The sequence below is a fragment of the Vicingus serpentipes genome (assembly GCF_007993035.1).
GTDB lineage: Bacteria > Bacteroidota > Bacteroidia > Flavobacteriales_E > Vicingaceae > Vicingus > Vicingus serpentipes.
Genome location: NZ_VOOS01000003.1, coordinates 363,663 through 384,052, shown reverse-complemented (window position 1 = coordinate 384,052; position 20,390 = coordinate 363,663). Strand labels below are relative to the sequence as shown.

Here is a 20,390-nt window from a genome sequence, read left to right as displayed (position 1 = left end):
AAAGCCATTTAATTACTACTTATTATCATGACTAAAATCAATAATTAATACCAATCATTGCGTAATTTTGTGCCCGATACAAATCTTATTTTAGAATGAGGATAATAATTGCAGGAGCAGGAGAAGTTGGTTTTCACATCGCAAAAATGATGGCAAGTGAAGCTCAAGACCTTTATTTAATTGATGGTAATGAAAAACGATTAAATTATGTGCAATCACATATTGACGTTTTCCCGGTTAAAGGAGATGCTACCAACATTCAACTTCTTAAAGAAATAAAAATCAGTTCTTGCGACTTATTAATTGCCGCAACTTCATCTGAAGAAACCAACATGTTGATATGTATTACAGGAAAAAAATTAGGTGCTAAAAAAACGATAGCTCGAATTAACAACTACGAAACTTCTTTAGGTGAATTACAATCATTTTATAAAGAACTTGGTGTTGACACGATAATTTCCCCTGTAGAATTAGCATCCAAAGAGATTAAAAGATTAATTACTCAATCAGCTTTTACAGATGATTATGAGTTTGAAAACGGTAAACTTACTGTATTTGGAATAGCTATTAATGAAAAATCACCTTTAAAAGCTAATTCAATAGTAGATACTTCTTACCTCAACCCTAACCTATCATTTAAACCATTAGCTATTCTTCGCCAAGGAGAAACTATAATGATAGAGGCAAATACAGTTATACTAGAAAATGATATTGTTTATTTTATTTCTACCCCTGAGGGCATTTCAGAAGTAACTAAAATTTGTGGTCAAGATTGTTTCCAGATTAAAAATATAATGATTTTAGGAGCTAGCCGTATAGGTATTTTAGCCGCCGAAATTTTAGAGAAAAAGTACAACATTACTTTAATAGAAGAAGATAAAGAGAAAGCAACAGAAGTTGCTGAACGTTTAAAGAAAACACTTGTAATTAATGCTGATGGAAGAGATGTTTCAATTTTAGAAGAAGAAAATATTGGCGATATGGATGCTTTTATTGCATTAACTGCTGATTCTGAAACGAACATAATTTCTTCTTTAGTTGCTAAATCTCATGGTGTGAGAAAAACCATTGCTCGTGTTGAAAATATGGATTACATTAATCTTTCTCAAAACATTGGTATAGACACTTTGATTAATAAAAAAATTATTGCCGCTAACGAAATTTTTAAATTTATTAGAAAAGGAGAAGTTGAGGCAATTGCTAATTTACATGGTGTAGATGCAGAAATTATTGAGTTTAATGTTAAAGCAGATACTAAAATAACAACCAAAACTCTTAGAGAAATTAAATTTCCTGAAAGTGCAAATGTTGCTGGTGTTATTAGAGATAACAAGGGGGTAATTCCTTTTGGAGGTTTTCAATTAAAAGATGGCGATAAAGTTGTTGTTTTTTGTTCTTCTAAATCTATTCATGAAGTTGAAGAATTTTTCCAAAACTAATGCCTAAAAGTCTAATAAACATAAAAGTAATTATCCACCTTGTGGGTAGCTTAGTCATTATTTGTGGAGCTTTAATGGCGTTGTCCATTCCATTTTCTATTTACTATAATGAGGGAGATTTAATTCCGCTAATTTTATCTTCGGCTATTACCTTAATTAGTGGCTTAGTATTAAAGTTATCTACTAAAAGCCATTCTAACGATGAAATTAAAAAAAGAGAAGGTTATTTAATTGTTGCTTTAGGCTGGATTTCCATGACTATTTTTGGTTCTTTACCTTATGTATTATCAAACGCAATACCTAACTACTCCAACGCTTTTTTTGAAACAATATCTGGGCTAACAACCACAGGAGCTTCAATATTAAATGATATAGAAGCTGTGCCTAAAGGAGTTCTTTTTTGGCGAAGTATGACACAATGGATTGGAGGTATGGGAATTATTGTTTTAACAATTGCTATACTACCATTACTTGGTGTTGGTGGTATGGAGCTATTTGCATCAGAAGCACCAGGACCAACAAAAGATAAAATTCATCCAAGAATTAAAGAAACAGCAAAAAGACTTTGGCTAATTTATTTCTCTTTAACACTAATTCAAACCATTCTATTAATGTTTCCGGGTGGAATGAATTTTTATGATGCTATAAACCATTCACTTACAACAATGTCAACTGGTGGTTTTTCTACTAAACAAGCAAGTGTTGCTCATTTTGATTCAGCAATAGTAGACTATATTATCATAGTCTTTATGTTTATTGCAGGAACCAATTTTACATTATTGTATTTTGGAGCTAAACTTAAATTAAAAAAGTTTTGGGAAAACGATGAATTTAAATGGTATATAGGAACAGTTATTGGTTTAACATTTATTATCATTCCTACAGTTTATGGAATCGTTGGTGCTAATTTAGGTTTCGAAAAATCATTTAGAGATGTACTATTTCAAGTAGTTAGTATTATTACAACAACTGGTTTTGCAAGTGCCGATTTTACAACTTGGGGTGCATTTGTAACTTTCTTGTTTTTCTTACTATTGTTTACAGGAGCAAGTGCTGGATCAACTAGTGGGGGTATGAAATTGGTACGAATCGTATTATTAATGAAAAATGGATTTTTAGAATTTAAACGAAAACTACATCCAAATGCTGTAATTCCAGTACATTTAAATGGTCAAGGTGTTCCTCCTCATATTATTTATAACTTATTAGCGTTTGTTTTCTTTTACCTTTCAACTTTTGTTGTAGGCTCTATTATCGTAACATTTTTAGGGGTAGATTTTATGGAAGCTGTTAGTGCTGTAGCCACAAGCGTAGGTAATGTTGGGCCTGGCATTGCAAGTATTGGTCCTTCGGGCAACTTTTACCATCTTCCAGATTCTAGTAAATGGGTACTATCTATTTTAATGTTAATGGGTCGTTTAGAATTATTTACCATTGCAATCTTGTTCACTCCCTACTTCTGGAGAAGAAATTAAATTAGCTTTCTTGTAATTCAATTAAGTTGATGTTTGTTAACTAACATCAACTTAGTATATTGCCAAAAATTATAACAAAATAGATGTTTTAACGATGGTTTTATGTTAAAATCTCGTCTAAACAGGTCAAGAATACAATTATGTTTAAAAAAATAACTCTAATAATTTCGATATGCATTTTCATCACAAATGCAAATGCTCAAGAATTTCTAGGCATCCGTCAAAGTAACTATTCGGGAGTAATGGGTTTAGATCTTAACCCTGCTTCAATTGCTGATAATAGGATGAAAATGGATATGGTTATTTTCGGCGCCTCTGTTTATGGATATAATAATCACGCTTATTTTAATCCAAAACACATGCCTTACGGTTGGATAAAATCATTTGATGCAGACGATCCAAAATCTGATGCTTGGATGAATAATGAAGATTTAAATCAATTAGTTTCTGCTGATTCTATTGATTTTTATAAAAATAAAGGCGTCGATCAATATGTTGAATTCAATAATGGAAATAAAGATCGTTCTGCTTTTGTAAATACTGAAATAGATATTTTCAATATTATGATTTCAATAAACCAAAAAATATCTATAGGGTTTCAAATTAAAAATAGAACTTTATTTAATCTAGATAAAGTTTCTCCTGAGCTGATAAGGTTAGTTGGAAGAGAGTTTGATTATCAACAACTCTTTAACTTAAATCTTGAAGATGCCAATCTCAATTTATCGATGAACTCCTGGAACGAATACAACTTTGCTTATGCTCAAGTATTAAAAGATGATAACGAACATTTTTGGAAAATTGGAGGTAAATTAAAATTCTTGCAAGGAATTGGCTCATTTTATTTCTATTCTGATAATGTTGACTATAACATTCAAAACGATTCAACAGCAAACTTTATACAAGGTGATTTTGACTATGGATATTCTGATAACCTTGGTGGCTATATTGAACCTGAAGATAATAGCGGAGAAGAGTTCAGTGCAGGAGAATTTCTTAAAAGTGCTTCAAATTTTGGGCTAGGTTTAGATGTTGGAATTGTATACGAATGGAGACCAAATTACAGAGACTTTAAATACGACATGGATAATAAAACCGATTTATGGCGAAGAGACCAAAATAAATACAAAGTAAGAGTTGGTGCCGCAATTAATGACATTGGTGGTATGACCTATAAAAAGGGTTCCTTAAGTAGAAACTTTTCTTTTAATACCAGCAACTTTGATTTACAAACTTTTGATGGCGTAGAAGGTTTTAGGACTCTTGACTCAACTTTATTAAATCTAGCTGATAGTGGAGATATTGTTTTTAGAAATGATGACGGAAAATACTTTATGAATTTACCAACCCATGCAAATATTGATGTTGATTATCATATTGGGAAAAATATATACGCAAACTATTATATGCGTTTAAACTTATTATTTCTTAAAGACAGAAATGCAGTGCACTATCCAAATAATTTTGCTATTACCCCAAGATGGGAGAAAAGATGGTGGGGAGTTTCTCTTCCTTTATCTTATAATACTGTTGCAGGTTTTAGGTATGGTGTTGGTTTAAGAGCAGGTCCTGTTGTTGTTGGAACAGGAGATATTAAACCATTTTTTGCCCCTGGAAAAGATACAAAAATAAGAGGTGGTGATTTTTATGTTGCTTTAAAATTACCTATTCCTTATGGAAGACCTAAAGATAGAGATAAAGACAAAGTTTCTGATAAGCTTGATGTCTGTATAGATGTACCTGGAGTGTGGGCTTTTAAAGGATGTCCTGATACAGATAATGATGGTATTCAAGATGCTGAAGATGATTGCCCGCTAGATTCTGGTATTGTAGAATTTAATGGCTGTCCTGATACAGATAATGATGGAATTATGGACAAACTAGATAGTTGTGTAACAGATTCTGGTTTGGTTAAATTTAATGGTTGCCCAGATAGAGATGGTGACGATATTATGGATAAAGAAGATGATTGTCCGGATACTCCTGGAATCCCAACATTTAATGGTTGCCCAGATACAGATGGTGATGGATTAATGGATAAAGAAGATGGATGTCCTCAACTTCCGGGACCTACTTCCAACAAAGGATGCCCGTTAAAACTACTCCATTCAGTTGATAGTATGAATCAAATATTAGCATCTGATACTTTATTGATTGGTAAGGAAAAATTTATTTTCAACAATTTATCTCCAGATAAAAGTTATTTATTTGAACTAGAAGTTTCTGATGGAGAATACCCTCCATATATAGATATTGCTTTACAAAATAGTGATAGTATTTCACAGATTAGAGCGTTCAAAAAAGATAGCACTCACTACGCTTATACTTTTATTAAAAAAGGAGCTGCTCTTGAATTAACAAAAGAAGAAGAAGAAATCTTAAATACTGCTTTCGCTAATTTAGAATTTGAAACAGGTAAAACAAAAATTAAAGAAACTTCACTTCCTTCATTAATTGATTTAGCTTTATTATTAAAGAAAAAACCAGATTGGGCACTTAGCATCGCTGGACATACAGATAGTCAAGGAGCAGCAAGTTCTAATTTAAGACTATCTAAAGGTAGAGCTCAAGCTGTAGCAGAATTTTTAACTAAATCTGGAGTCGATTCCTCAAGATTTGAGGTGAAATGGTTTGGAGAAACAAAACCAATTGCTGACAATAAAACTAAAGAAGGTAGACAAAAAAACAGAAGAGTTGAAATGACAGTTATTCAAAATTAAAAAAAGTCCTCCCAAATTGGGAGGACTTTTTATTGTGAAAAACCTTTTAGATAGGTAGATTATTTCACTCTTATTTTGATAAAATAATTCGATTGGTAGTTCCGTTTACTTTCAATAAATAAACACCTTCTGGTAAATTACTTAAGTTTATTGTTTCATTATTATCTACTGAAAAGTTAGTTATTAACTTTCCTACTAAATTATATAACTGTACTTCAACATTTTTTAAACCAACGCCTTTAATAGTGATTAAGCCTTTTGTCGGATTTGGATAAATTGTAAAATCTTTTAAAGCATATTCTGCTAGACTAGTTGTTGTAACTGTATAAGGTGCTGAAGTTTCAGGACAACTATTAGCATAAGTTACCTCAACAGTATAATCACCGTCTTGAGTTGCCGTAATTGTTTGACTATTACTTGCTGGTATCGGGTTTCCATCCAGATACCATTGATAACTCACACCTGTTGTAGAAGAAGTTAAATCTCCAGAATTATCAGCAATTATAGGTGTTGGGTTTACCGCACATTCTTGTAAATGAGAAATTCGAGTAGAATTAGCTAATGAATCTTGGAAGTAATCGAAAGCATCACAGTCTCCTTTTAGCATATAATCCAACCAAAGGTTTGTTAAATCTTGAGCAATATCTTGTTGTTCTTCTCTAGTAATTGAAATTCCTGTAGATGATGTACTTTCTCCAAAATCGCAATTCGTATTGGTGTTTGCAAAATAACAATGTCCACCACCCAATACATTTATAAATGTTTTACAATTGCTGGCCAAGTTATCATACATTGGTGTGTGGTGATCTGCTGCTGGTGTAACTCCATCGTTACTTCCTGAGAAAACAACAGATGGAACAGTTATATTAAGTGCTGAATTTATTGAGGAAACTCCATTAGTTGATGATTCGGCGGGAGCATACCCCACCAATGTTTTAAGATTGATATTTCCATTTGCTACTAACGAATCTGCTGCCAGAAAAGAAGCTCCACCACCCATAGAATGTCCCATTAAAGCAGTTTCTGGAGCTACCCCATTAAAAAATATTGATCCAGGAGTTGCTCCTTCATTTTGCATTTCTGTAACTAAAAATTGTAAATCCCATCCAAATTGTTGGTGATCTGTTCCTGTTAAACTTCCTTCTGTTCTAGGAAACATCATAATGTAACCTCTTGGAACATAAGATTGCCATAGGTTTTCATAAGCACTCCATGCCATCACAAAACCATGCCCAAATACAATTACTGGATATTGACCAGCAACTATAGAAACATCATCGCCAGATGTAGATGCTGGATAATATATTTCCGTTTGTATTGCTCTGTTTCCTCTGCTTGCATCTTGAAAAGTTATTTGTGTATGTCCAACTTGATGCTGAGCAAACATTTCTGAGGCAATAAACATTAAGCCAAACAATAATATTATAACTAAAATTTCTTGCGTATTTCTTATTATTTTTCTTTCCATAGCTATTTAATTTTTTAACACTTATAAAAGTAATTTAACATTAACTTTAAAAAAATCCTCGTATTTTTATAAAAATCAGATGAAAAAATGGAACTACTCATTCAAAAAGTATGTAATAGCTGCCAGACAGAATTACTAGGCTTATTTCATGATTTTTTAATTCAAAACAATCATGAACTATCTGCTACACTTATAAAAACTATACAAACCAACCCTTATGAAAACATCCAATTTTATTCTGATAAAATTTATAACAACAATAGTAAAGAATCAATCAAAAAGCTAAATCAATTAGCACATCATACATTAAAACTTTTTTCTTTTATTAGTCAAAACTTCCCCTCTTTTTTATGGCATAATATTCAAGAAATTGAATGGCTTATTTTTAAAAATAACAAAAAGACACTAAATGATAAAATTAAATATGTAAAAGAGGTGGCTGATAAATTCGAGAATTATCAATTACTCATTCAATTAACTCGAATTATTAAACAACAAGTAGGTATAGAAAAATCGTTTGCAAATTCAATCCTAAAAAATGATTATCTAAAATATTTAAATGAAATTGAACATTTACTTTATCTCCAAAATAAAATTATAAAAGAAAATACCTCATCAAAAAAAGGAGTTACCTCAAGCGAATTGAAACAATTTACAAGTTTGTTTAATTCAACATCAAAATCAGTTGAAATATTAGCGAAACAATCTTATTTAAATGTTTTGAGTACTTGCAATCATTCTGATTTCTATAACAAAAATACTCTTGAACTAATTAATCATACCATTAAAGAAACTGAAAAATATGGCTATTTAATTATAGCTCAATACACAGAAAAATTAATGAGTTTAGATTATATGTTGGTAAAACATACTCGATTAACTCTTGATGAAAAAGAAATGAATAAAGCTTGTTCTTTAATCATAAAAAAATGGCAAAATTATTTTCCTACAGACAGTAAGTTAGACATTGGATTAACAATGGCGATAAGTATAAAAGGCTCTTATTATATTACAAATTATTATTTTAATACTATTCCAAAAAAATTAAAACTAGAAATTTCAGATGTGTCTGATTTTACTAATCAATTAATTAAAAATACAGATTGGAAAACTGAAGGTCACCTAAAATACATAAACATATGTAACGTACATGCACTCTATCTTATCTTAAATAAAAAAGCCAATAAAGCTTCAAACTTAATTGAAAAAATATTACATGAATACCAACAAAAACAATTCAACAAGCTATATGATGGAATATTTGTAGTACTTATTATGGCCTATTTTCAAGATGAAAAATATGAAGATACAGTGGATACTTTTAATCGATACAAAAAAGTTACTAAAGGTGAAGTTTCAGTAAAAGAGAACGACTTAATAATAAGAGCTTTATACTATATAGCTCAGTTAAAACTTAAAAAAAGCAAACAATATTCTGACAAACTTTCCTTAATTATAAAAGAACTAAGTGAAAATAAATTGATGGAAAATAACCTAAAACTTATTGAACGTGTTCAAGCAGCAATTCTGTAATTTTACAGTATGGCATTCGAAATAGTATCTGACTTTAAACCTACTGGCGATCAGCCAGAAGCAATAAAACAATTAGTTGAAGGGATAAATAATGGTACCAAAGCTCAAACACTTCTTGGAGTAACGGGTTCTGGAAAAACTTTTACCGTAGCCAATGTGATTGAGCAAGTTCAGAAGCCTACTTTAATTTTAAGCCACAACAAAACTTTAGCTGCTCAATTGTATGGAGAATTCAAGCAATTTTTCCCAAATAATGCAGTTGAGTATTTTGTTTCTTATTACGATTATTACCAACCTGAAGCATACTTACCGGTTACTGATACATACATCGAGAAAGACATGTCGATTAACGATGAGATAGAAAAATTGAGATTAAGTACAACAACCTCACTACTTTCTGGAAGACAAGATGTAATAGTTATTGCTTCTGTTTCATGTATTTATGGTATTGGTAATCCGGCCGATTTTCAAAAGAATATTATAAAAATAAAATGTGGTGAGGTTATTAGTCGGAATAAATTTTTACTTCAACTAGTTCAGAGTCTTTACTCTAGAACTGAAAATGATTTTCAACGAGGTAATTTTAGAGTAAAAGGCGATACTGTTGATGTTTATCCTGCTTATGCAGAAATTGCTTATCGAATTTACTTTTTTGGTGATGAAATTGAAGAAATAGAATCATTCGACCCTATTACAGGCAATACTTTAGAAGAGTTTACTTACCTCAACATATACCCCGCAAATATTTTTAACACAACAAAGGAAAGCATGCAGAGTGCTATCCATGAAATACAATTGGATTTAGGAAAGCAAGTAGAATATTATAAAGAAATTGGAAAACATTTAGAAGCAAAACGACTAGAAGATAGAGTGACTTACGATATGGAAATGATGAGAGAATTGGGCTATTGTTCAGGTATTGAAAATTATTCTCGTTATTTTGATAGACGTGAACCTGGTTCTCGTCCATTCTGTTTGTTAGATTATTTCCCTAAAGATTTTATGATGGTAATTGATGAAAGTCACGTTACTGTATCTCAAGTTGGAGCAATGTACGGTGGAGACCGTTCTCGTAAGCAAAACTTAGTGGAATATGGTTTTAGATTACCTTCAGCAATGGATAATAGACCATTAAAGTTTGATGAGTTTCACAGCTTAATGAACCAAACCATTTATGTTAGTGCAACTCCTGCTGATTTCGAACTAAACGAAAGTGAAGGTATTTTTGTAGAGCAAGTAATTCGTCCTACTGGTTTATTAGAACCAATTATAGAAATTCGACCAAGTTTAAATCAGATTGATGATTTAATGGAGGAAATTACCATTAGATCTGAAAAAGATGAGCGTACTTTAGTAACAACACTTACTAAGCGTATGGCTGAAGAATTGGATAAATACTTCGATAACAATGGAATACGATGCCGTTACATTCATTCTGATGTAGATACAATTGAACGAGTAGAAATTTTACGCGATTTACGTTTAGGTTTATTTGATGTATTAATTGGTGTTAACCTATTAAGAGAAGGTTTAGATTTACCTGAAGTATCTTTAGTTGCAATTTTAGATGCCGACAAAGAAGGTTTTCTTCGTTCGGAACGTTCGTTAACACAAACTGCAGGTAGAGCCGCACGTAATATTAATGGGATGGTGATAATGTATGCAGATAAGGTTACTAAATCGATGCAAAAAACAATTGATGAGACAGACCGTAGAAGGGAAAAGCAAGTTAAATACAATAACGATAATAATTTAGTTCCAATGGCTTTAAACAAATCTAAAGCTGAAATTTTAGGACAATCAAAAGTTATTGATGATGCTTATGATATTATTAATTATGATGACAAACTTAGTCTAGCTGCCGATCCAGTTGTTCAATACATGAATAAAGATCAATTACAAAAGCTATTAGAAGAAACACAAAGCAGAATGAAAAAAGCGGCTAAAGAAGAAGACTTTATGGAGGCGGCCCGATTAAGAGATGAAATGATGGAAATAGGAAAAATGATTAAAAAATAGAACTATTATTTATTACTCGCATCAAACAAAATTGCTTTCTCCTCTCCTGTTAAACTATCGTAACCAGATTTTGCAATCTTATCCAAAATAGCATCAACTTTTTGTTGATTTGCTTTCTTTTGTGCATTATAGTCGTAATCTGTTTTTGTTTTTCCCGGATTTTTATAAACTACTTTCATTTTACGTTTAGTAGAAAACATTGTTTTAAAATATGCTAATAATTGATTTATAAAAAGGGTAATATCTTTACCTGTCTGTAATTGCTTAGCAAATAAAAATCCTAACAAAGCCCCTCCAATGTGTGCAATATGCCCGCCAGAGTTTCCTTGACGAATACTAATTATATCGAGTACTACATAAACTAAGGCAACATATTTTAATTTTACATTACCTAAAAACACTAAGCGAACTACAAAATTAGGCACATGAGTAGCAGCGGCAACTAAAACTGCCATAACAGATGCCGAAGCACCTAATGCCAAACTACCCATTAACACATTTTCGAAAACAGGAAAAATATTAAATGCTAAAATATACAACAGCCCACCTGCTAAACCACCTAACAAGTATACCCCAACTAATTTGTTTTGATTTAAAAATTGAAGAAATATTTGACCTCCAAAATACAGTACTAACATGTTCATTAAGATATGCATCAAACTTTCGTGCAAAAACATATAACTAATCAACGACCAAGGTTTAGTAATTAAGTTGCTAAAATCGGCAGGTAATGCTAACCAATAAACCATTAACTCAGAACCATTACTAATACCAAAAAACCACAAAAACAAACCAACAATATGAACTAATAAAAACATAGCCACATTAATAAAAATTAGCTTTATTAATGCTGAGCCACTTTTATATTGTCGTTTGATATCTTCTATAAATGGGTTTTTCATAATGAATAAAATTCTACAACAAAGTTAAACATTAATAGTGTTTAGGTGAATTGTTAAAAGTTAATATTTCAAAAATAGAAGAAGCATATTTATTCTCATCTTTGTAGTCATGAACTTACAAGAAAAAGACAAAAAATACATCTGGCATCCGTTTACACAAATGAAAACAGCACCTTTAAACATTCCTATAGTAAAAGGAGAGGGTGTTTACATTTATACTGAAAATGGCACAAAAATTTTAGATGCAGTTTCATCTTGGTGGACTAACATACATGGACACTCTCACCCATATATTGCTGAAGCTGTATGCGAACAATTTAACACTTTAGAGCATGTTATTTTTGCAGGGTTTACACATCCTAAGGCTATAGAACTTTCTGAACGCATTATTGGTAAATTACCTTATTTAAACAAAGTTTTCTTTTCTGATAACGGAAGTACTGCTGTTGAAGTCGCTATTAAAATGGCTTTTCAATATTGGTACAATAAAAAAGAAACTAAAACTAAAATAATTGCTTTTAACCATGCTTACCACGGAGATACTTTTGGAGCAATGAGTGTTGGTGGTAGAGATACTTTCAATAATCCTTTTAATCCCTTTTTGTTTGATGTTGAATTTATAGATGTACCAACTCCTGGAAATGAGAATATTGTTATTCAACAATTAAATGAAAAAGTAAAAAACAATGATGTTGCTGCTTTTATTTTTGAACCACTTGTTCAAGGTTCTGCAGGTATGGTAATGTATGCTTCTGAAATTTTAAATGAGTTAATCGTCATTTGCAAACAACACGAAGTGCTTTGTATTGCTGACGAAGTAATGACAGGTTTTGGTAGAACTGGAAAATTCTTTGCGACAGATTACATTGAAAACAAACCAGATATTGTTTCTTTATCAAAAGGCTTAACTGGAGGAACTATGCCTTTAGGATTAACAGTTTGTTCTGATAAAATATATAATGAATTTCTATCTGACGATCATTCTAAAACATTTTTTCATGGTCATTCTTTTACCGGACATCCTTTGGCTTGTGCTGCATCCTGTGCTAGTATGGATTTAATGGAAAAACCAGAAACTTGGCAACAAATAGAAATGATAATCGCAGAACATCAGCAATTTGGAAAAAAATTAGAAAGTTATTCATTGATTAAAAACGTAACTCAAAGAGGTACTATTATAGCTATTGAATTTGATACAGGTACTAATACTTCTTACTTCAATAATTTAAGAGATGTTCTTTATAATTATTTCTTAGAAAAAAATATACTCTTAAGACCTCTTGGAAACATCTTATATATTTTACCCCCTTATTGTATTACAAAAGATGAACTAAATACAATTTATGATGCAATTGAAGAGTTTTTAATTAACTATTGAATCACTAGTTTTTGATTGTAAATTGATTTACCCTCTTTTATTACGAGCAATATGTAAGTTTGAGGATCTAAGTCACTTGTATTTATTTTTAGTGTATCAAAAATAGGCTGCTCAATAATTAATTTACCTGTTAAATCATAAACTTGTACTGTTGAATTTTTAATTGATTTTGCCAATTGAACCGTAACAAAACTATCACTCGGGTTTGGATAAACTTTTACTTCTTTTTTATTTAATGCTATTTCGGTTGTTCCAATTGTTAAATCACCATTTGCAAAAGCATAATCACCCAACAATAAACTGTCAATAGTCATCCACCCATATGCTATAGTTGCCGACAATGTTGTTTTAGTATAATAAAGATAAAGTGTCCAATCTTGCGTTGCGTTTTCTCTATATAATAATATTAAACTATCACCATTTACTGGAACTAAATCAACATCTAAATATCCAGAATTATAACGGCCGTCAAAATAGATTTTAGCTGTAGCGTCAATATCAGCAGGCAAAATACCTTTCACACTCCAATACCTACTTTCAGAAATTCTATAATTATTTGGATTGTTTTGAATGGCATCTGGTTTTACCCAATGGTGTTCAATATGCAATAATGCTGAATCAGTAATTGATGTAGTTGTTATGTTAAACAACGATCTATTTAGTGTTTTTGTTCCAGCAGATTTAATTACCAATCTATCATCTGTTCTTGCTTGATTCAATTTGTTATCTTCATTTAACAACGTTAAAACTGGTTGAAAAGGAATTGTTACTGTAGCAGAAGAAAACTGACCATTAGTTATCACTCGTCTTTTTACTCTATTCCAATTATTATCATAAAAAGTAATCTCTATTGGTGTTTGAGTATGAAATACTGAGTTTCCTCTAAGTTTTTGTTCTATAAAAATCTCTACATCATAATTAGCTCCGTTAGGAGCTATTATGGTAGAATCAATTTCATAATGAGCATAGCCTGGAGAGAAAATCCAATCGTTAAAAAATGGTGTCATGTCAACACCTGTTTTAAGAGTTAATTCATCTCTAAACTGCTCGGAATTCATAGACTTAAACTTAAATGTGTTGGTTACTTCATTCAATCCATAAAAAAACAACGAATCACCTAAATAAGCTCTCATATTATGAGCCATTAAAGCACCCTTTTTATATACTCTATCCCCGTAAGTATACTCATGAGGTACTCCAGATATAGGCATATAGCCTCCTTCATTTAAATTTAAATATTGTATAATGGATTTATTTGAGTTCTTTATTTCCTCTAATGCAGTTTCATAATCATAAACCTTTTCTGTAAACAAATATTCAGAGTAAGTTGCCATCCCTTCATTTATCCACATATCACCTGCTGTTTCGCAAGTAACCAAATCTCCCCACCAATGGTGAGCAAACTCATGAGCCATTAATGTTTCACTACCAAAAGTACCATTTGCAGCAGATAATGGATAAGCAATATTTGTTGCATGCTCCATTGCTCCAGAACCAAAAGGAACTAAAGAAAAACCAACTTTATTCCATCGGTATGGACCATAACCAGTTTCATAAATATCAATCGCATTTGGTAAATGGATAAATGAATTCTTCATATTAGTTGTATCACTTGGTCTGGCTACTAATTCAATAGGAATACTACCCAACAATCCATTATGAGATTGATGAACAGTTGTATAATCTGCAACTGCAACACAAACTAAATAACTAGGTATCTCTTCATTCATTACCCATTTTCTAATAATAGTATCACCACTAATTACATTTTCACTAATTAAAACCCCATTACAATGTGCTTTTTTTCCAGCTGAAGTAATCATGTTAAATTCATAAGCTGAACGCTCAACAAAATTATCGAAACATGGAAACCAAACTCTTCCATAATTATGAGGATTTGCATCAAATCCCACCCCTAAATTAAAAGCATAGTTACCCTGAAAATAAAACCCTCCCCAACCAGTAGCATCTTGTTGTGGAGAGCCATGATAATAAACAGTAACGTATGAAGAATCATTAGTAGTTAAACTTAATCCTAAATCTATATTTAATAGAGTATCGTTATAAGTATAACTTAGAGGACCCGATATACTAACTACTGAATCAACAATCAATTCCAATAAATCTAATTTTAACTGAGAAACTCCATTTATCTTTGGAGTAAAATTAACCTTACAATTACCTTTTATTTGTTGATTATCCATATCGGTAAAGTCAAGGTTAATTTCATATTTTAATATATTAACAGTATCACTTCTAGAATTTTGAGCATATGTAAATAGCACAAGAAAAAAGGAAAAAAAGGTGAGAAATAAAATTTTCATAATGCACAATTTAGACAATAAATTTACCGAAAATAGATTTATCTATACCGTTAATTAAATGATAGCTCTCAAAACTCCATTATTGCAATCCTATTACAAAATACCATGCAACCATCTGAGATAATATAACGTATTTTGTGTACAACTAAACCAAGCTTATTATTGAATTGCTATGAAACCTTCTACAGAGTTATTTCAGCTAATTAAATCCTTATCTAAATCTGAAAAGAGATATTTCAAGTTAACTTCTTCACTTCAATCTGGAGAAAAAAACTACATGAAACTATTTGACGCTATTGAAGAACAAACTGAATATGATGAAGATGCTATTAAAAATAAATTCAAAACAGAAACATTTATTAAGCATTTACCTTCTGAAAAAAATCACCTATACAACCTTATTCTTAAAAGCCTAAGAGGGTTTTATGCTGATAATTCTGCTGCATCAATACTTCAAGAGCAGCTAAGAAATATTGAATTGCTATACAACAAAGCTTTGTATAAAGAATGTACTAAATACATAAAAAAAGCAAAATCTATCGCTTATCAATATGAAAAATTTTACTTTTTACTTGATTTAATTGATTGGGAAAAGAAACTTATAGAAGAAAGCTATTCTCGTGGTGTTTTTAATTCTAATCTAACAGAACTGGTTAAAGAAGAAGGAGAATGTATTGAAAAATTAAACAACCTAGCTGAGTACCAAAAGTTATATTCAAAAATTAATTACGCAATTAGAAATAAAGGATTTACCCGTACTGTTGAAGAAGAAGAAATAATTGAAGAAATTACAAATCATCCTTTAATTAAAGGTAAGAAAACTGCTCTATCAACTAAAGCTGCAACAGCATGTTATTCAATTAAAGGAATGTGTGCTAGCACGAATGGCAACTTTGAAGAAACAAATAACAACTTTAAAAAAGTAATTAAAATTATGGAAGACAATCCTTCAATTATGAAGGAATTACCAAAAAGATATATAAAAGCTTTAAATAGTTTAATGTATTATAATTTAGACACTAATGATTATGATACTTGTTTCGAAACTATCAATAAAATTAAATCTTTAAAAACTGCAACTGGCTTCGAAAGTATTGATAGCCAGTTAAGTTTATTTACATTACCCTATAATGCCGAACTAATTACCAACCTAAATTTAGGTAATTACGATACAGCAGTTAATGATGTTTTACCTAAAATTTTAGACGGAATTGAGCTTTACCAAGGTAAATTAAGCATTGAGGATGAAATATTGTTTTACTATAACATATCAAGAGCATATTTTGGAAATGAAGATTATAAAAATGCCTTAAAGTACATTAACAAAGTATTGAATAGTAATGAAAACATGCTTCGCCAAGATATTTTTACTTTTGCTCAATTAATAAATTTAATTATACATTACGAATTAGGCAACATTGACCTTTTAGAATATACTATAAAATCTGTAAAACGATTTATAACTAAGAAAGAAACAGATCACCAATTTGAAACAGTTTTCTTAAAAAATATGAGTAAATTAATCAAGGTTAAAAATCCTGATGATTTAACTAAAACAATAGAAAATTTTAGAAAAGAATTAAACAAAGTTACACAAGACCCTTATCAAAAAGTAGCTCTTAAATACTTTGATTTTATTGCTTGGTTAGATACTAAATTATTAAAAAAGACCTATTCTGAATTAATTCAAGGAAAAAATCATTTAGTTTCCTAATCTTTGTTTTACTGCTTCATATAAAATAATTGCAGCTGCAACTGATACATTTAAGGAAGCTATTTCACCAGCCATTGGTATTTTAGCTAAACTATCACAATTTTTAAGTAATTGGTTCGCAATTCCCTTTTCTTCATTACCCATAATTACAGCAACTGGTTCTGTGTAATTGCACTCATAAACAGTTGTGTTTGTTTTTTCGGTACATCCAACAATTGTCAATCCACTGTCTTTAAGTAAATAAACAGTATCGGTAAGATTATCAACCTTGCAAATTGGTACTCTAAAAATTGCTCCTGTAGAAGTTTTTATAGCATCTTCATTTATCTGGGCAGATTCTCTCTTGGGGATAATAATAGCATCAACCCCAGCACATTCTGCTGTTCTAACAATTGCTCCAAAATTTCTAACATCAGTAATTCTATCTAATATTAATAAAAATGGAACTTTACCTTGATCAAACAATTGTGGTAATATATCTTCTATATCTTGGGTTTCTATAGGAGAAATAAACCCAATAACCCCTTGATGATTACCACTCGTATGTCTATTTAATTTTTGAACAGGCACATGACTATATGGTACCTTCCCTTTTTTTATTGCTTTTCTAAGCTCAGTTAAACCAGGGCCACTTATATCACTTTGAATATAAATTTTATCAATTTCTTTTCCCGAGTTTATTGCTTCTATAATTGGATGAACTCCAAAAATGATATTTTCTTTTTCTCTCATTTAATTTTAATAAATTCTTCCACTTCGCCATGTATCAACTGCTCTATACCACGTAGTCTTATAAATTGATGAACGACTTAAACTATAATCGTTATTTGTAATTGGATTTTTAACTTTATAAAAAACAAAATTTAAAGACATTACATTATTTTCTTCTCCATAAATCCAGTTTTCATAATCTTTATGTTTGTAAACAACCGTAGGTGTTCCATAAATTAAATAGATTAATCCCCTATCCGTTTTCCAACCTTCTAAATAAGAAGTAAAGAACTCGTTTGCATTTTCAACTCTATTAAAATATTCTTTAATTAAAGTTCTTGCTCTTTCTGTACTTCCTGCAATATCTAACCAAAACTCATCCATTGCAACTTTTTGGTTTTCAGCTTCTAATAATTTATTGTATTCATCTTTTGTTGAGATATAACGCATTGGTGCAATCATGTTTTCAATCGATTTTACCGATGGAAAATTATCTTGAAAACTATAAAATGTTGGTCCTTCTTTATTTATTTCTGAAGATTGAAAATGATACAATCCCTTACTCAAAATAGACAAACGAACTTTACTGTTTTCATCAAAAGTTAAAACTTGAATAGAGTCTGGTAAAAAATCTTGCTTTTTTTCAGTATCACTTTCTGAAAAAGGAGGTTTAGCTATACCATGAACAATGTTATATATTTTTAATGCAATCGTATTATTCGAATTGGTTTCATTCTTTTTCAATTCAACAACATCTCCAATATTAAAATAGTTTTTAAAAATTACATTTCCTAAAGTATCAGTTGGTAAGAAATTCTGAGAATTAAATTGATTTAAACGATTAATGTATATTCTTTTCTTTAAATAATTATCTCTATTAATATCATTAAACATTATAATTAAATCATACTCTTTATTTGGTTGGGTTGCTAACTCAAGTGTTCCATCTAAATATTTTAATTGATTATTTTTTCCAAAATCTACAAATTTTAAAGTAGCACTATCAATTATTTCTTTCTGATCTTTTTCTGTTAACTGATATGTAACTTCAACATTAGCAGTATAAGTAGAATCACTACGTTTTTTAGTGTAAAGTAAATTTTCAGCATTTAATCGAAAATAAAATTGGGTAAGCGAGTCATTTTTATTAAACACTTTAAAAGAAGGGTCAATTAAATTAATTCCAGGCATATAAATTCCTGCTACATTTCTGTTTGATGCATTTTGACCAGATTTACATGAATGTAAAAAAACAAAAACAACCAGAATTATTAATAAATTCAGTGGTGTATTCGTTTTTATATTTTGTGTCTTAAAATTCATTAATCCTCTAATAACTCAATATCATCATCATCATTAAAACTTGAAGGTATATTTTTTGTAGCTTTTGCTCCTAACTTCTTAATCCCTTCTACCCTACGAATTATATTACCCGAACCTGTTTTAAGCTTATTTACAGCACCATCATAAGCCACTTTCGCAGTTGATAAGCCTCTTTCAATTTTTTCTAAATCTTCTAAAAACCCAACAAATTTATCATACAAAGCACCACTCTGTTTTGCTATATCAAGCGCATTTTTGGTTTGTTTTTCTTGTTTCCAAACTGAAGCAATTGTCTTTAAGGTAGCTAACAAAGTTGTTGGACTAACTATTACAATTTTTCTATCCCAAGCATAATTATATAAAGATGCATCTGCTTGTAAGGTAAAGCTAAACGAAGGTTCTGATGGCATAAACATCAATACAAAATCAGGAGAATTAATACCTACTGCATTCGAATAATTCTTTTCACTCAATCCAACAATATGACTTTTAACAGATACAATATGAGCTTTAATCAAACTTAATTGCTCCTCTTCAGTTTCTGCTTCTAGATAATTAGTATAAGCCGTAATCGAAACCTTAGAGTCAACTACAATGTGTTTATCATCTGGTAAATTAATAACAACATCAGGGTAAATTCTACCCCCTTCATCATTAGTTGTATGATGCTGAGTAACATATTCTTGATCTTTAACTAAACCAGAACTCTCAAGTACTTTTTCAAGAATAAATTCTCCCCAATTACCTTGTGCTTTCGAATCTCCTTTCAATGCTTTGGTTAAATTTTGTGCATCTGTTCGCATTTGTTGGTTTAAATCCGACAAGGTTTTTACTTGCTCCATTAAAGAAGTTCGTTCTTTTAATTCCTTCTCGTATTTGTCATCTACTTTTTGCTCAAAGTTTTTAATATTTTCTCTTAGAGGTTTTAAAATTTCATCTAATCTTTTTTGATTCGATTCAGCAAATTCACTAGAGTTTTGTTTTAGTAACTTATTAGCTACATTTTCAAATTCTAATGTGAATTTTTCTTGCAACTTCTCAATTTCTTTTTTCTGTTCACTTAGTTTCTCTTCAACGTTTTGATTATTTGCTGCCAACTGAGCATTAGTAGATAATAATTCATCCTTTTGGGACGATAAATCTTCTATTTTTTGCCTTTGCTCTTTATAATTTTCTGCAGCAGCTTCTATCCTACTTTTCAAAACAGCTATTTCTTGATTTAAAGCTTCTGTATCATTAATATTTTCAACCTCAGTTTCTTTACTTTTTTTAAAAAGCCACCCTAAGACAAAACCTATTCCTAGGCCAATAATTAATAAAAAGATAGCAGTAAAATCCATAGTCTGTTTTTGAGACCTTAAAGTTAAGATATTTTAAGTAATCC

The 20,390-nt window shown here is 30.5% G+C and carries 13 protein-coding genes; 7 read left to right on the top strand and 6 right to left on the bottom strand.

From position 1 onward, the window contains the following. Nucleotides 1-95 precede the first annotated feature (95 nt). From trkA to FRY74_RS08095, 3 genes are all read left to right on the top strand, one after another. Nucleotides 96-1,439 (top strand): Trk system potassium transporter TrkA, encoded by a 1,344-nt coding sequence (gene trkA, locus FRY74_RS08105; protein ID WP_147100355.1) that lies wholly within the window; start codon nucleotides 96-98, stop codon nucleotides 1,437-1,439. Further along, nucleotides 1,439-2,914 carry a TrkH family potassium uptake protein gene (locus FRY74_RS08100; RefSeq protein ID WP_147100353.1) on the top strand — a complete coding sequence of 492 codons (1,476 nt, stop codon included), beginning with the start codon at nucleotides 1,439-1,441 and terminating at the stop codon, nucleotides 2,912-2,914. Before trkA ends, FRY74_RS08100 begins: the two co-directional genes overlap by 1 nt. Before the next feature lie 140 nt (nucleotides 2,915-3,054). Continuing rightward, on the top strand, nucleotides 3,055-5,634 hold the full coding sequence (locus tag FRY74_RS08095) for a DUF5723 family protein (protein WP_147100351.1): 2,580 nt from the start codon (nucleotides 3,055-3,057) through the stop codon (nucleotides 5,632-5,634). Between the two features lie 70 nt (nucleotides 5,635-5,704). On the opposite strand, the gene FRY74_RS08090 is transcribed toward FRY74_RS08095, so the two are convergent. Then, nucleotides 5,705-7,102 (bottom strand): poly(ethylene terephthalate) hydrolase family protein, encoded by a 1,398-nt coding sequence (locus FRY74_RS08090; RefSeq protein ID WP_147100349.1) that lies wholly within the window; start codon nucleotides 7,100-7,102, stop codon nucleotides 5,705-5,707. A gap of 87 nt (nucleotides 7,103-7,189) precedes the next feature. Here FRY74_RS08090 and FRY74_RS08085 point away from each other — a divergent pair, with 87 nt between their 5' ends. Together FRY74_RS08085 and uvrB are read left to right on the top strand one after the other, a co-directional pair. Continuing rightward, complete coding sequence (locus FRY74_RS08085; RefSeq protein WP_147100347.1) at nucleotides 7,190-8,635, top strand: hypothetical protein; 1,446 nt, start codon at nucleotides 7,190-7,192, stop codon at nucleotides 8,633-8,635. 9 nt (nucleotides 8,636-8,644) lie between these two features. After that, nucleotides 8,645-10,654, top strand: a complete 2,010-nt coding sequence (uvrB, locus tag FRY74_RS08080; RefSeq protein ID WP_147100345.1) for an excinuclease ABC subunit UvrB — start codon at nucleotides 8,645-8,647, stop codon at nucleotides 10,652-10,654. A gap of 5 nt (nucleotides 10,655-10,659) precedes the next feature. Here uvrB and FRY74_RS08075 read toward each other — a convergent pair whose 3' ends face one another. Beyond that, nucleotides 10,660-11,556, bottom strand: a complete 897-nt coding sequence (locus FRY74_RS08075) for a rhomboid family intramembrane serine protease (RefSeq protein ID WP_147100343.1) — start codon at nucleotides 11,554-11,556, stop codon at nucleotides 10,660-10,662. A 109-nt stretch (nucleotides 11,557-11,665) separates the two neighbouring features. Between FRY74_RS08075 and bioA the strand changes: the two genes are divergently transcribed. Further along, a complete protein-coding gene (bioA, locus tag FRY74_RS08070) occupies nucleotides 11,666-12,934 on the top strand; it encodes an adenosylmethionine--8-amino-7-oxononanoate transaminase (RefSeq protein WP_147100341.1) in 1,269 nt (422 codons plus the stop codon). Here bioA and FRY74_RS08065 read toward each other — a convergent pair. Then, nucleotides 12,928-15,258: a M1 family aminopeptidase gene (locus tag FRY74_RS08065; RefSeq protein WP_147100339.1), complete on the bottom strand. Its 2,331-nt coding sequence runs from the start codon at nucleotides 15,256-15,258 to the stop codon at nucleotides 12,928-12,930. The two genes, bioA and FRY74_RS08065, sit on opposite strands and share 7 nt — an antisense overlap. A 172-nt stretch (nucleotides 15,259-15,430) precedes the next feature. On the opposite strand from FRY74_RS08065, the gene FRY74_RS08060 reads away from it, so the two are divergent. Next, nucleotides 15,431-16,972: a hypothetical protein gene (locus tag FRY74_RS08060; RefSeq protein WP_147100337.1), complete on the top strand. Its 1,542-nt coding sequence runs from the start codon at nucleotides 15,431-15,433 to the stop codon at nucleotides 16,970-16,972. On the opposite strand, the gene rlmB is transcribed toward FRY74_RS08060, so the two are convergent. From rlmB to rmuC, 3 genes are read right to left on the bottom strand one after another with little or no spacing between them, the layout of a single operon-like run. Next, the gene (gene rlmB / locus FRY74_RS08055) at nucleotides 16,961-17,704 is read right to left on the bottom strand and encodes a 23S rRNA (guanosine(2251)-2'-O)-methyltransferase RlmB (protein ID WP_147100335.1); all 744 of its coding nucleotides are present in this window, start codon (nucleotides 17,702-17,704) and stop codon (nucleotides 16,961-16,963) included. The genes FRY74_RS08060 and rlmB overlap by 12 nt on opposite strands. Nucleotides 17,705-17,710: 6 nt before the next feature. Further along, on the bottom strand, nucleotides 17,711-19,006 hold the full coding sequence (locus tag FRY74_RS08050; protein WP_147100333.1) for a GWxTD domain-containing protein: 1,296 nt from the start codon (nucleotides 19,004-19,006) through the stop codon (nucleotides 17,711-17,713). Next, nucleotides 19,006-20,346 carry a DNA recombination protein RmuC gene (gene rmuC / locus FRY74_RS08045; RefSeq protein ID WP_147100331.1) on the bottom strand — a complete coding sequence of 447 codons (1,341 nt, stop codon included), beginning with the start codon at nucleotides 20,344-20,346 and terminating at the stop codon, nucleotides 19,006-19,008. Before rmuC ends, FRY74_RS08050 begins: the two co-directional genes overlap by 1 nt. Nucleotides 20,347-20,390: the final 44 nt, after the last annotated feature.

Bases quoted from the DNA above. Each gene is read 5' to 3' on its own strand.
- trkA (WP_147100355.1), top strand. From the start codon at position 96: ATGAGGATAATAATTGCAGGAGCAGGAGAAGTTGGTTTTCACATCGCA.
- FRY74_RS08100 (WP_147100353.1), top strand. From the start codon at position 1,439: ATGCCTAAAAGTCTAATAAACATAAAAGTAATTATCCACCTTGTGGGT.
- FRY74_RS08095 (WP_147100351.1), top strand. From the start codon at position 3,055: ATGTTTAAAAAAATAACTCTAATAATTTCGATATGCATTTTCATCACA.
- FRY74_RS08090 (WP_147100349.1), bottom strand. From the start codon at position 7,102: ATGGAAAGAAAAATAATAAGAAATACGCAAGAAATTTTAGTTATAATA.
- FRY74_RS08085 (WP_147100347.1), top strand. From the start codon at position 7,190: ATGGAACTACTCATTCAAAAAGTATGTAATAGCTGCCAGACAGAATTA.
- uvrB (WP_147100345.1), top strand. From the start codon at position 8,645: ATGGCATTCGAAATAGTATCTGACTTTAAACCTACTGGCGATCAGCCA.
- FRY74_RS08075 (WP_147100343.1), bottom strand. From the start codon at position 11,556: ATGAAAAACCCATTTATAGAAGATATCAAACGACAATATAAAAGTGGC.
- bioA (WP_147100341.1), top strand. From the start codon at position 11,666: ATGAACTTACAAGAAAAAGACAAAAAATACATCTGGCATCCGTTTACA.
- FRY74_RS08065 (WP_147100339.1), bottom strand. From the start codon at position 15,258: ATGAAAATTTTATTTCTCACCTTTTTTTCCTTTTTTCTTGTGCTATTT.
- FRY74_RS08060 (WP_147100337.1), top strand. From the start codon at position 15,431: ATGAAACCTTCTACAGAGTTATTTCAGCTAATTAAATCCTTATCTAAA.
- rlmB (WP_147100335.1), bottom strand. From the start codon at position 17,704: ATGAGAGAAAAAGAAAATATCATTTTTGGAGTTCATCCAATTATAGAA.
- FRY74_RS08050 (WP_147100333.1), bottom strand. From the start codon at position 19,006: ATGAATTTTAAGACACAAAATATAAAAACGAATACACCACTGAATTTA.
- rmuC (WP_147100331.1), bottom strand. From the start codon at position 20,346: ATGGATTTTACTGCTATCTTTTTATTAATTATTGGCCTAGGAATAGGT.